General features: G+C 63.1%; 11 protein-coding genes. 8 read left to right on the forward strand and 3 right to left on the reverse strand.

Translation table 11 applies throughout. The features are described 5' to 3' along the window. Nucleotides 1-160 precede the first annotated feature (160 nt). The 5 genes from RX328_RS41660 (at nt 161) to RX328_RS41680 (ending at nt 4,154) form a co-directional block, all read left to right on the forward strand. A complete protein-coding gene (locus RX328_RS41660) occupies nt 161-862 on the forward strand; it encodes a response regulator transcription factor (RefSeq protein WP_027541437.1) in 702 nt (233 codons plus the stop codon). Between the two features lie 99 nt (nt 863-961). Next, entirely contained in the window at nt 962-2,779 is a 1,818-nt protein-coding gene (locus RX328_RS41665; RefSeq protein WP_213251132.1) for a sensor histidine kinase, read from the forward strand. Continuing rightward, on the forward strand, nt 2,776-3,297 hold the full coding sequence (locus RX328_RS41670) for an HPr kinase/phosphorylase (RefSeq protein WP_213251135.1): 522 nt from the start codon (nt 2,776-2,778) through the stop codon (nt 3,295-3,297). Before RX328_RS41665 ends, RX328_RS41670 begins: the two co-directional genes overlap by 4 nt. A gap of 132 nt (nt 3,298-3,429) precedes the next feature. Continuing rightward, complete coding sequence (locus RX328_RS41675) at nt 3,430-3,831, forward strand: PTS sugar transporter subunit IIA (protein WP_024339151.1); 402 nt, start codon at nt 3,430-3,432, stop codon at nt 3,829-3,831. Next, nucleotides 3,828-4,154, forward strand: a complete 327-nt coding sequence (locus RX328_RS41680; RefSeq protein ID WP_213251137.1) for an HPr family phosphocarrier protein — start codon at nt 3,828-3,830, stop codon at nt 4,152-4,154. The genes RX328_RS41675 and RX328_RS41680 overlap by 4 nt, the downstream gene beginning before the upstream one ends. A 144-nt stretch (nt 4,155-4,298) precedes the next feature. On the opposite strand, the gene RX328_RS41685 is transcribed toward RX328_RS41680, so the two are convergent. Together RX328_RS41685 and RX328_RS41690 are read right to left on the reverse strand one after the other, a co-directional pair. Continuing rightward, nucleotides 4,299-5,096, reverse strand: coding sequence for an SDR family NAD(P)-dependent oxidoreductase (locus RX328_RS41685; protein WP_213251139.1), 798 nt, complete (start codon nt 5,094-5,096; stop codon nt 4,299-4,301). A 22-nt stretch (nt 5,097-5,118) separates the two neighbouring features. Continuing rightward, entirely contained in the window at nt 5,119-6,711 is a 1,593-nt protein-coding gene (locus RX328_RS41690; RefSeq protein ID WP_213251142.1) for a glycosyltransferase family 39 protein, read from the reverse strand. Between the two features lie 114 nt (nt 6,712-6,825). Between RX328_RS41690 and lepA the strand changes: the two genes are divergently transcribed. Both lepA and RX328_RS41700 read left to right on the forward strand, forming a co-directional pair. Then, a complete protein-coding gene (gene lepA / locus RX328_RS41695) occupies nt 6,826-8,637 on the forward strand; it encodes a translation elongation factor 4 (protein ID WP_213251146.1) in 1,812 nt (603 codons plus the stop codon). 195 nt (nt 8,638-8,832) lie between these two features. Beyond that, the gene (locus RX328_RS41700) at nt 8,833-10,068 is read left to right on the forward strand and encodes an MFS transporter (RefSeq protein WP_213251148.1); all 1,236 of its coding nucleotides are present in this window, start codon (nt 8,833-8,835) and stop codon (nt 10,066-10,068) included. 23 nt (nt 10,069-10,091) lie between these two features. Here RX328_RS41700 and RX328_RS41705 read toward each other — a convergent pair whose 3' ends face one another. Continuing rightward, nucleotides 10,092-11,141, reverse strand: a complete 1,050-nt coding sequence (locus tag RX328_RS41705) for a lipase family protein (RefSeq protein WP_213251151.1) — start codon at nt 11,139-11,141, stop codon at nt 10,092-10,094. 41 nt (nt 11,142-11,182) lie between these two features. On the opposite strand from RX328_RS41705, the gene RX328_RS41710 reads away from it, so the two are divergent. Then, the gene (locus RX328_RS41710) at nt 11,183-12,355 is read left to right on the forward strand and encodes an acyl-CoA dehydrogenase family protein (protein WP_213251153.1); all 1,173 of its coding nucleotides are present in this window, start codon (nt 11,183-11,185) and stop codon (nt 12,353-12,355) included. Nucleotides 12,356-12,390 lie beyond the last annotated feature (35 nt).

Consider the following 12,390-nt stretch of genomic DNA (forward strand, 5'->3'; position numbering starts at 1 on the left):
CTATATGGGGGGCCTCGCGTCTCCTTGGGAGCGTTTTGCGGAACTCGGTCACACTTCAGCCCAGCTTGCATTGCTCGTTGACCGTGTACGAAGTCCATTTATGCGGCGTCTGGCTGAACTGCCCGCCGTTTAAGCCACTCTTATTCGAAAGCAGAGGCTCATGCCCACAATCGCCTTGGTCGATGATGACCGCAACATTCTCACTTCCGTATCGATCGCGCTCGAAGCCGAAGGCTATCGCATCATGACCTATACGGATGGTGCCTCGGCGCTGGACGGGTTCCGCACCTCGCCGCCGGACCTTGCGATCCTCGATATCAAGATGCCGCGTATGGACGGCATGGAGACGTTACGCCGGTTGCGGCAGAAGTCCGATCTACCGGTGATCTTCTTAACTTCGAAAGATGAAGAGATCGACGAATTGTTCGGCCTCAAAATGGGCGCCGACGATTTCATCCGTAAGCCGTTCTCGCAGCGCCTCCTGGTCGAGCGGGTCAAGGCCGTGCTTCGCCGCGGCCAGCCCAAGGATCCGACCGCTGTTCCGAAGGAGCCGGATGCACGCGCGCTGGACCGCGGCCTGTTGCGGATGGACCCGGAGCGTCACACCTGCACCTGGAAGAACGAGCCGGTGACACTGACGGTGACGGAGTTCTTGATCCTGCAGGCGCTGGCCACGCGGCCCGGCGTGGTCAAGAGCCGCAACGCGCTGATGGACGCGGCCTATGACGACCAGGTCTATGTCGACGACCGCACCATCGACAGCCACATCAAGCGGCTGCGCAAGAAGTTCAAGGTGGTCGATGACGATTTCGAGATGATCGAGACGCTGTACGGCGTCGGCTATCGCTTCAAGGAAGCCTGATCTGCGTTTTCCGGGCGGAAGTGTTGACTGACACATCCGCCCGATCGGCGTAAAAGCGTAGAGCTAGAAATCGGCGCATCACAACCGGCAGTTCAGCCATTGCTAGATCGAACGCAGCCCGATCCCAGCCTGAACCACGAGGATGCTTTGCAGCTCCTCGATCGGGAACGCGTTGCCGAGGATAATGCGGGCGAGAAGGGCTGGCGGCGACCGCTCGGCTGGTTGCGCCGGGCCGGGCAATTCTTCTTCGCGCTCTCCTTCTCCAGCCTCACGCGCCGGATCGTCTCGCTCAATCTGGCGGGCCTCGTCGCGCTGGTGGCGAGTATTCTCTACCTCTCGCAGTTTCGTGCCGGCCTGATCGATGCGCGGGCGCAGAGCCTTCTGGTGCAGGCTGAAATCATCGCCGGCGCGATTGCCGCCTCCGCTACGGTTGAAACCAACACCATCACCATCGATCCGGACCGGCTGCTCGATCTAAAGCCCGGCGAAAGCTACGGCGCGCCGGACGAATCGTCGGGGCTGGATTTTCCGATCAATCCGGAGCGGGTCGCGCCGGTGCTGCGGCGGCTGATCTCGCCGACCAAGACCCGCGCCCGCATCTATGGCGGCGACGGCGGCATGATCCTCGACAGCCGCAGTCTTTATGGCCGCGGCGACGTATTGCGATTCGAACTGCCGCCACCTTCCACGGAGAAGCCGGGCTTCGTCGAACGCGCGCTGATCGCGACCCGCACCTGGCTCAATCGCGGCGACCTGCCGCTCTATCGCGAACTGGGCCCGGAAAACGGCAAAGGCTATCAGGAGATCGTGCAGGCGCTCGACGGCGTCAAAAGCAGCATGGTGCGCGTCAACGATCGCGGCGAGGTGATCGTCTCGGTCGCGGTCCCCGTACAGCGGTTCCGTGCCGTACACGGTGCGCTGATGCTCTCGACGCAAGGCGACGACATCGACCAGATGGTGACCGCCGAGCGGCTGGCGATCCTCAAAGTGGGCGGCGTCGCCTCCGCGGTTATGATCGTGCTGTCGCTGTTGCTCGCGAGCACGATCGCGGGTCCGGTGCGGCGGCTGGCCGACGGCGCCGAGCGCGTCCGCCGACGCATCCAGACCCGCGTCGAGATTCCCGATTTCACCCGCCGCCGTGACGAGATCGGCCATCTGTCCGGTGCGCTGCGCGATATGACGAACGCACTCTACAGCCGCATCGAGGCGATCGAGATGTTCGCCGCCGACGTCGCCCATGAATTGAAGAATCCGCTGACCTCGCTGCGGTCGGCGGTGGAAACGCTGCCCTTGGCACGCAACGACACCAGCCGCGCGCGCCTGCTCGAGGTGATCGAGCACGACGTCAAGCGGCTCGACCGGCTGATCTCGGATATTTCAGACGCCAGCCGCCTCGATGCCGAATTGCAGCGCCAGGACATGGCGCCGGTCGATCTGCGGCGCCTGCTGACAACGCTGACCTCGGTCGCCAACGAAACCCGGCTCGGCCACGACGTCGCCGTCGAGGCGCGCTTCGACGGCCGCGGCGCCACCGATACGTTCTCGGTGCCGGGCCACGATTCTCGGCTGGGACAGGTGATCTCCAACCTGTTGTCCAATGCGCAATCCTTCTCCACCCCCGGCGGGAAGGTCCGCGTCACCTGCCGCCGCGCGCGCTCGGAGATCGAAATCATCGTCGACGACGATGGGCCGGGCATCGGCGAGGATGCGCTGGAACGCATCTTCGAGCGCTTCTACACCGACCGTCCCCATCAGGGCTTTGGCCAGAACTCAGGTCTCGGCCTATCGATCTCCAAGCAGATCATCGAAGCGCATAATGGGCGGATCTGGGCGGAAAACCGCCATGGCCCGGCCGGCCCCGACGGCAAGCCGAGTGTGGCGGGCGCGCGGTTCGTGGTCAGGCTCCCCGCGCCATGACGGTGGGCGCGAGCGTGCACGCCTCCGCCGTGCTGGTGGGCGATCGCGCCGTGCTGATCCGGGGGCCCTCAGGCGCCGGCAAGTCGCGGCTAGCCTTCGATCTGATTCTCGCCGGACGCGCCGGACAGCTTCCGCAGGCCATTTTGGTTGGCGATGACCGTGTCCATCTCGACACAGTCGCCGGACAATTGTTAGTCCGCCCGGCGCGAGAATTGGCCGGGCTGATCGAGATCCGGGGCCTCGGCATTCGCCATTGCGACTTTGTTGGGGAGGCGGTGGTGGGCCTCGTCGCCGACCTCGCGGCCAGCGATGCCGAGCGGCTGCCGCCGCCAGAAGCGCTCTCCATCTGCCTGAACGGTGTCTTATTACCGCGAATTCCCGTCGGAGCTGGCTATGACCCCCTCCCGTTGATTGCAGCCGCTCTGACGACAACCGCCGGTTCAGGTTCCGTCCAACCTTTGGATGATTGTTCGAAGGGGATTGGTAACCATATAAGCCCCACTATCGCCACCGAATAAACCGGCGCAGGCCTCACTTCTTACCGGCAAATTCCGGAACAATAGCCAAGATGCCCTCTTGCGCGGGGCCTCTGGATGGTCAAAGTGGCGCGTTCGTGCGGTGCACCAAAAAGCACCCGCGAGGAGTTTCCGATGATTGGTCTAGTGCTTGTGACCCATGGGCGCCTTGCCGACGAGTTCAAGGCGGCGCTCGAACATGTCATGGGTCCGCAAAAACAAATTGAAGCCATCACGATTGGAGCCGAAGACGACTCCGATCTGTGTCGAAGCGATATCATCGAAGCGGTGAATCGCGTCGATAGCGGCGATGGTGTCGCCATCCTGACCGACATGTTCGGCGGCACGCCTTCCAATCTCGCAATTTCCTGCATGAGCCGCCCAAAGGTGGAAGTGCTCGCAGGCATCAATCTTCCCATGCTGGTCAAGCTTGCCAAGGTGCGCGAAGAGCGCTCGCTTCCCGACGCCATCGCGATGGCCCAGGAAGCCGGCCGCAAATACGTCACCATCGCCAGCCGCGTGCTCGCCGGCAAATGAGCGACGAGGCCGCGCCCGAAAAGGAACTCGGGCCGAGCGTGCCCGCGGGCGCCGTTTCGCGGGAACTTCAGATCATCAACAAGCGCGGCCTGCACGCGCGGGCATCGGCCAAATTCGTCCAGATGGTTGAACGCTTCAACGCCGAAGTCTGGGTGACACGCGGCAGCGAGACCGTCGGCGGCACCTCGATCATGGGGTTGATGATGCTGGCGGCGGGACCTGGAACCTCGGTTACGGTCTCCGCGATCGGCCCCGAGGCGCAACAAGCGGTCGACGCGATCGCAGCGCTGGTTGCAGACAAGTTCAACGAAGAAGGCGTGTGAGCGTTTCCCTTCGCGGGACGCTTCACTTTTAGCCCCTCATGGTGAGGAGCCGCGCAGCGGCGTCTCGAACCATGTAGCCCCCGCTGGTGCCATTCATCCTTCGAGACGCCGCTACGCGGCTCCTCAGGATGAGGTCTAAGAGCCTCAAAACGGATTCGTAACAATCCCGCCGTCGGCGCGCAGCGCGGCGCCGTTGGTGGCGCTGGAGGCTTTTGAGCAGACGTAGCAGATCAGATTGGCGATCTCCTCCGGCGCCGCGTAGCGCTGCAGCAGCGAGGCCGGACGGCGTTCGCTGAAGGTGCGCGAGACGAGGTCGTCGACGGTGGTGCCCATCGTTTGCGCGCGGGCGGCCAGACGGACCGGCGCCATCTCGACCCAGGTCGGGCCGGGCATCACCGAATTGACGGTTACGTTGGTGCCCTTGGTGGTTTCCGCGGCGCCGCGCGCGATGACGAGTTGCGCCGATTTCGAGAAGCCGTAATGCACCATCTCCTTTGGAATGAAGACGCCGGATTCGCTGGAGACGAACACGACACGGCCCCAGTCCTTGTTATCAAGCATCCGCTTCAAATAATGCCGCGTCAGCCGCACCCCGCTCATGACGTTGACTTCAAACATCCTTGACCAATCGGCATCCTCGATCTCGAAGAAACCCTTTGGTTCGTAAATGCCGAGATTGTTGACTAGGATATCGACTTCAGGGAATTGCGCCACCAGCCCGGCACAGCCCGCTGCGTTGCCGAGATCGAACGCCGCGACGTGCACTTTGGCCGACGGCGCAACCTGTTGGACTTTTGCGACGGCCTCGCCGACCGCTGCCTGCTCGCGGCCGTTGACGATCACTTCCGCGCCCATTTGCGCAAGCCCGATGGCGGTCGCGAGCCCAATCCCGCGGGTCGAGCCGGTCACGAGCGCCGTTTTATCCGTCAGGTCGAGATCCATGCGTTACCCCTTCGAGTGATGTCTATCTGGCCGGCGGCACGATGAAGATGTTCCAGGCCGTCGCGGGGCCAGCCTTGCCGAGAAAGAATCGTCGCGTGGTCATCACCATGCGCTCGGCATTGGCGGCATGGGCCTGCATCCACGCCTCGCATTTTTCCAGCTTCCAGTCGCCGACCTCGCAGATGCCAATGAAGCCCGATCGCTTCGCCTCCTCGAGCGAGGTCAGGCCGGACGACCACGGCTCGTCCGGCGTCAGCGGCGCCGGATGATCGGGGCTGTAGAAGGTGACGGGCTGGCCGGTATCGGTATAGGCGGCGACCACCGGCCAGCGCGAATAAAACCGCGTGTGCCAGGCTTCCGTCAGTTCGCGGGCGAGTTCGGAACGCGCCCGGTAGGTCGCGCCTGCGGTGCGCTTTTCATCCAGTTCGTAGGCGACGATCCTTGGCGATATCGCCAGCACGACGAGCGAAATGACGAGCCAGGTCGCCGTCAGGTTCAACAGCGCAATTCTCCGAATCCGCACCGCAGGGATCGCGACCAGCGCGAGCGGCATCAGGAAGAACAGCGGGATGCCCCAGTCGGTTTTGATATAGACGTGGAATATCAGCGCACCTAGCGGCGGACCGATCGCCACCACCGCCTGGACGATCCAGACGTTGATCGCCTGCGAAATGTTAACGCCGGTATTGGCGCCATGCCCGAAGGCCGAAACCGGCATCAAGCGGAACGGCCGCCACATCAGCGCGATCGCGCCGAGTATCACCGGCGCGGCCAGCAGCGCGAGATTGTGCCCGACATAGCCCAGCGCGAGATCGCCGATCATCGCGCGATCGGTAAGGGAATAGGTATCGCCGGCATAGGTGAGCGGGACGAAATCCACCTGCTTCAGCCACATGAAGTGCGGGAGCATCGCGACCGCGAGCGTAGCAATCGCGACCCATGGCGCCGGCGAACGCAGGAACTGCAAACGCTGCGGATGGATCAATGAGGCAACGCCGACGGCGCCGATCATGGTCAGCGCCCAGTATTTGGTCATCAGCGCCAGCGCACCGGCGAGCCCGAGCCACACGCCCGATTTGATGCTGCGTTTCTCGAACGCGTCGAGGTAGGCCAGCATCATCAGCGGCAGCGTGACGAGTTGCAGCAGGTCCGGATTGTACTTGAAGCCCTTGAAGTTGAAGATCGGATAGAGCGCGAGCATCACCACGACGAAGAACGCGCGGCGGCGATCGACGACGCGCAACGCCAACTGCCAGCAGATCACGAGCGAGCAGCCGAGCGTCGCCATCGCCAGCGCATAGGTCGCCCAGTCGGTGACTGGAAAGAACATGAACCAGAAGCCGGCGACCCATCCCGACAGTGGCGGATGCTTGCCATAGCCGAGCAGGAACTTCTGCCCCCAGGCGAAGGCTTCCGCGACGTCCATGTGGACGTCCTGCCCGGCCTTCAGATTGACCAGGATCAGCGTCCACAGCACGGCGTGGATCACGGCAAAGCCGGTCACCAGCCACAGGCCGGCCTTGGGATCACTGGCGCGTGAGGCCAGCCACGCCGCCAGCCGCCGGATCGTGGGAATGCGCCGGCTGCGCGCGGCCGCAATGGATGCAGTCGACATGGCCATTGCCTAGCGTGTTTTGGCTTCGATTGGAATCAGCTTGGCGTGAAGAAAGCCCCTTCAAATACAGCAAGATGGTTGCCGCACGGGGACGCGAATGCTATCCCGCGCCCCATGACAACTGCGCCCATTTCCAACATCCGCAACTTCTCCATTGTCGCCCATATCGACCATGGCAAATCGACGCTGGCTGACCGCCTGATCCAGATGACGGGCGGGCTGTCGGACCGCGAAATGGCGGGCAAGGAACAGGTGCTCGATTCCATGGATATCGAGCGTGAGCGGGGCATCACCATCAAGGCGCAGACGGTGCGGCTGAACTACCGCGCCAAGGACGGCAAGAGTTACATCTTCAACCTGATGGACACGCCAGGCCATGTCGACTTCGCCTACGAAGTCTCGCGGTCGCTGGCAGCCTGCGAAGGGTCGCTCTTGGTGGTCGATGCCAGCCAGGGCGTGGAAGCGCAGACGCTTGCCAACGTCTATCAGGCGCTCGACAACAATCACGAGATCGTGCCGGTTCTCAACAAGGTCGACCTGCCGGCGGCCGAGCCTGACAAGGTCAAGCAGCAGATCGAGGACGTGATCGGGATCGATGCCTCGGACGCCGTGATGATCTCGGCCAAGACGGGCCTCGGCGTTCCCGACGTGCTGGAGGCCATCGTGACCCGCCTGCCGCCGCCGAAGGGCGACCGCGGCGCGACGCTGAAGGCGCTATTGGTGGATAGCTGGTACGACGTCTATCTCGGCGTCGTCGTGCTCATCCGCGTGGTCGACGGCACGATGAAGAAGGGCCAGCGCATCCGCATGATGGGCACCAATGCGGCCTATGACGTCGAGCGCGTCGGGTTCTTCACGCCGAAGATGGAGCAGGTCGACGAGCTCGGTCCCGGCGAGATCGGCTTCATTACCGCAGCGATCAAGGAAGTCGCCGATACGCGCGTCGGCGATACTATTACCGACGACAAGAAGCCGGTCACCGAAATGTTGCCGGGCTTCAAGCCGGCGATCCCGGTGGTGTTCTGCGGCCTGTTCCCGGTCGACGCCAACGATTTCGAGACGCTGCGCGCGGCGATGGGCAAATTGCGGCTCAACGATGCGAGCTTCTCCTATGAGATGGAGACTTCGGCCGCGCTCGGCTTCGGTTTCCGCTGCGGCTTCCTCGGGCTGCTGCATCTCGAAATCATCCAGGAGCGGCTGTCGCGCGAGTTCGATCTCAACCTGATCGCGACGGCGCCGAGCGTGATCTACAAGATGCATCTGACCGACGGCCAGGAGATCGAGATCCACAATCCGGTCGACATGCCAGATGTCGTCAAGATCGCCGACATCGAGGAGCCGTGGATCGAGGCGACGATCCTCACGCCCGACGAATATCTCGGCAGCGTACTAAAACTGTGCCAGGACCGCCGCGGCGCGCAGACGGAGCTCACTTACGTCGGCTCCCGCGCGATGGTGAAATACGATTTGCCGCTCAACGAAGTCGTGTTCGATTTCTACGACCGGCTGAAATCCGTCTCGAAGGGCTACGCCTCGTTCGACTATCATCTAACCGACTACAAGGTGGCCGACCTCGTCAAGATGCAGATCCTCGTCAATGGCGAGCCGGTCGATGCGCTGTCGATGCTGGTGCACCGGACCCGCGCAGAAGGCCGCGGCCGCGCCATGGTCGAAAAGATGAAGGAACTGATCCCGCCGCACATGTTTCAGATCCCGATCCAGGCCGCGATCGGCGGCAAGGTGATCGCCCGCGAAACCGTCCGCGCGCTGCGCAAGGACGTCACCGCCAAATGCTACGGCGGCGACATCACGCGCAAACGCAAACTTCTGGAGAAGCAGAAGGAAGGCAAGAAGAAGATGCGGCAGTTCGGCAAGGTCGACATCCCGCAGGAAGCGTTTATTGCCGCGCTGAAGGTGGATAGTTGAGTTCCGGGTGTCATTCTCGGGGGGTCCGAAGGACGAACCCGTAATCTTGAGATTTTCGGGCGAGATTCGCCATCTGAAACACGCATCCAGAACGTGTACTTTGGAATGACGATGCTCCATGCGCTTGCTCAGCGGCCGTGAATAAGCCACCATCGCCCCCGCTCAGATCATAAATACAAAAGAGCGGGGAATCGCATGGGCAAGGCTTCCGGTTTGTCCTACGGCTGGGTTGTTGTCGCCGTAGGCGCGCTGATGACCTGCGTCGCATTCGGCTCGATGCTGTCGCTGGCCGTGTTCCTGCAGCCGATTTCGGAGGCGATGGGCTGGTCGCGCAGCGGCGTGTCGGCGGCGGCAACGATCAACTTTCTCGCCATGGGGCTGGCGGCGTTCTTCTGGGGCACGCTGTCCGACCGGTTTGGCACCCGCATCGTGGTGCTGTCGGGCACGCTGCTGCTTGGCGCCGGGCTGATCGGCGCGAGCCAGGCCACCAGCCTGTGGCAATTTCAGTTAGCGTTCGGCGTTTTGATCGGGATTGCGGCTGGCAGCTTCTATGCGCCGATGGTCGCAGTGGCGAGCGCCTGGATCGAGCATCGCCGCAGCCTCGCGGTGGCGTTGGTGTCGGCCGGCATGGGCGTTTCGCCGCTGACGGTTGCGCCATTCGCAAGCTATTTGATCACGACCTACGACTGGCGCACGGCGATGCTGGTGATCGGCATCGTCGCCTTGGCGCTGTTGATCCCGGCCTCATTGCTGGTGCGACGGCCGCCGGAGCCATCAACGCCTGCTGCAGCCAATGGGACCGGCGCGCCTGACGGTCAGTGGACGGTCGCACAGGCGCTACGAACGCCGCAATTCATCATCCTGGCATGCGCGCATTTCGCCTGCTGCGCGGCGCATTCGGGACCGATCTTCCACCTGGTAAGCTACGCCATGATCTGCGGCATCGCGCCACTGGCCGCGGTCACCGTCTATAGCCTCGCCGGCTTCTCCGGCCTCGGCGGCCGTTTGCTGCTCGGCTTGCTGGCCGATCGCTTCGGCGCCAAGCACGTCTTGGTCGGCGGCCTGTTCGTCCAGGCCTTGTCAATCGCCACCTTTCTCGCGGTCGGCCAGCTCGGCGAGTTCTACGCTCTGTCGGTTGTCTTCGGCCTCGCTTATGGCGGCGTGATGCCGTTGTACGCCGTGCTGGTGCGCGAATATTTCGGTGTGCGCATCATGGGCAGCATGTTCGGCGCCGTCTCCGCGTTTGCCAGCCTCGGCATGGCGCTGGGGCCGCTAGCCGGCGGATGGGTGTTCGACGCCTTCCACGGCTATAGTTGGCTCTATGTCGGCTCCTTCACGATCGGCATGGCCGCCGTCGCCGTCGCCTTGAGTTTCCCGTCCGCCAAGCGACCGCCGCGGCCGTCGCTTGATGTCGGCCGCGCGGCAGCGTGATTCACGTGAGGGCGAACGTTTGCCTATGCCCTTGATGAGATGCCGGGGTCGGCCGTAACTTCGCGTCTGTCCTGCGTTTGCTTGAGATTGTTCTTCGCCCAGGCATCCAGCTTTCCGACATAGACCGTCATGCTGTGGTCGGCGATGTTCTGAAATCGTCCGGTCTTGACCCACGCAACCATTCCCCCAATCGTGCGCCAGATCTTCTGCGCCCCGTTTGGCGAACGGCGTACCGGGGCAACGCCAATTTTTCCGAAATACCGGGTGTCACCAACATGACGGTAGCCAAGCATCGCCGGAGGGATCGCCGGCACCGGGTCGACACCGTTGGTGATTCGGTAAAGCGGAGCCTTGACGTAAATGTCGAAGGAGGCGTCACCCGCTCGCGGACAGCCAAAAGTGTAGCAAGCCGCGACGCAATCGCGAACTGTCGCATCGTTGTCATTGGCCAATTCGGCCGTGGCCATCAGCGCCAACGCACCGCCAAGCGAGTGGCCGGTGATGTAGACTGGACGCGGCTTCGCTTTGATGAGGCGCTTGACGACCTCGAACATGGAGTCGCGGATCGGCCAGTAAGCCTGGAAGAACCCCGTGTGAACACGCGTACCGCCCTGCAGGGCTACGAAACGGGCGTTCACATTGGTTCTCCAGTCGAGTTCGTCCTCAGTGCCGCGGAATACGACGACGATGATATCATTGCCTTCGACGACATAACCCGCCGTGCCGGCGTCGCGATCGATCAGCGCACTGCAGCCGACAAAACCCTGCTTGCATAATTCCGTACTGAACGCAGCGAACCTCGCATCGTCGAGGTCAAAGTCGTTGTAGGCGCGATAGGCCAGCTTGGCCATCAGCAATGCCGTGCGATCCGAATAGGCGGCCCGGAAAGTTGGGATACTGTTGAGATCTTCAGGTTCGAAAAAGCTGATATCAGTCATTTGCAGCTCCCCTACCGCGCCTTGACCATAATCCATTGCGCGACCTGATGCACCTGTGGTTGTGGCCGTCCATAATTCGCACCAGCCAAGCCGTTCCGGGGGTGCCGCCTTGATCGGCGGCAGCGGATAGGTCACGATCGCGATCAAGCCACGAATAAAAGAAGGCGGGGAAGCGAATGAATAGGCATCCGGGCGTCGATCTTGTGGAGCGCGCCCGCGCTCTGGCGCCGTTGATTACGGAGGAAGCCGACGAGATCGAGCGGACGCGACGGCTGACGCCGGCGGTGACACAGGCGCTGATCGAGAATGAGCTCTATCGGGCCCTGCTGCCGAAGAGTTTTGGCGGCGCTGAGGTGCCGCTCGAAACATTCATGCTAATGCAGGAGGAAGTCGCCAAGGCCGACGCCTCGACCGCATGGTGCCTCGGCCAGTGCAGCGTCTGCGCCATGACCGCGGCCTATCTCGATCCCGATGCTGCCAACGAAATCTTCAACGTTGCGCCCGGCATTCTGGCCTGGGGCGCGATCAACCACGAAGTGCAGGCGGTTCCCGGCGGCTACAAGGCCAGCGCGCGCTGGGATTTTGCGTCCGGCTCGCGGCAGGCAAGCTGGCTCGGCGCCCATGTCCGGGTCGTCGAAGCCGACGGCACGCCGCGGCGCAGGCCGGACGGTTCGCCGGAGATTCGTACCATCCTGTTTCCGGTGACCAGCGCCACGATGCACGACGTCTGGGACGTGATCGGCCTGCGCGGCACCGGCACCGATTCCTATTCGGTCGACAATTTGTTCATCCCGGAAAAGTTCGCAGCGCTGCGCGACGATCCGGCGGCGCTGCGCGAGAACGGCCCGCTGTACAAGCTCTCTACCAACATGGTTTTCGGCATGGGCTTTGCGGCGACCTCGCTCGGCGTCGCCCGCGCCACGCTCGACGCGGCGATCGCGCTTGCCCGGGGCAAGACACCGCAAGCGTCAAAGGCGATGCGCGACAACAACGCCGTGCAGGGGCTGGTCGGGCGCACCGAGGCGCAACTGCGCGCCACCCGCGCCTATCTCTATGCCACGTCAGCGGATGTATGGCATGATCTGTCGCAGGGCGCGACCCTCACCGAAGCCCACCGGGTGGCGATGCGCCTCGCCTCGACATGGACGATCCATCAATCGGCCGCCGTGGTCGACACCGCCTATCACATGACGGGCGCCACAGCCGTGTTCAACGCCAACAAGTTCGAGCGCCGCTTTCGCGACATGCACGCCATCGCGCAGCAGATCCAGGGCCGTGACGCCCACTACGAGGATGCCGGCCGGGCGATCCTCTCGGGCAATCTCGACGGATCGCCGACGACGCGATGAAAGCGGCCGGCCCGCCCGGCACGCCGCGGACTCGG

This window comes from Bradyrhizobium sp. sBnM-33, from assembly GCF_032917945.1.
Taxonomy (GTDB): domain Bacteria; phylum Pseudomonadota; class Alphaproteobacteria; order Rhizobiales; family Xanthobacteraceae; genus Bradyrhizobium.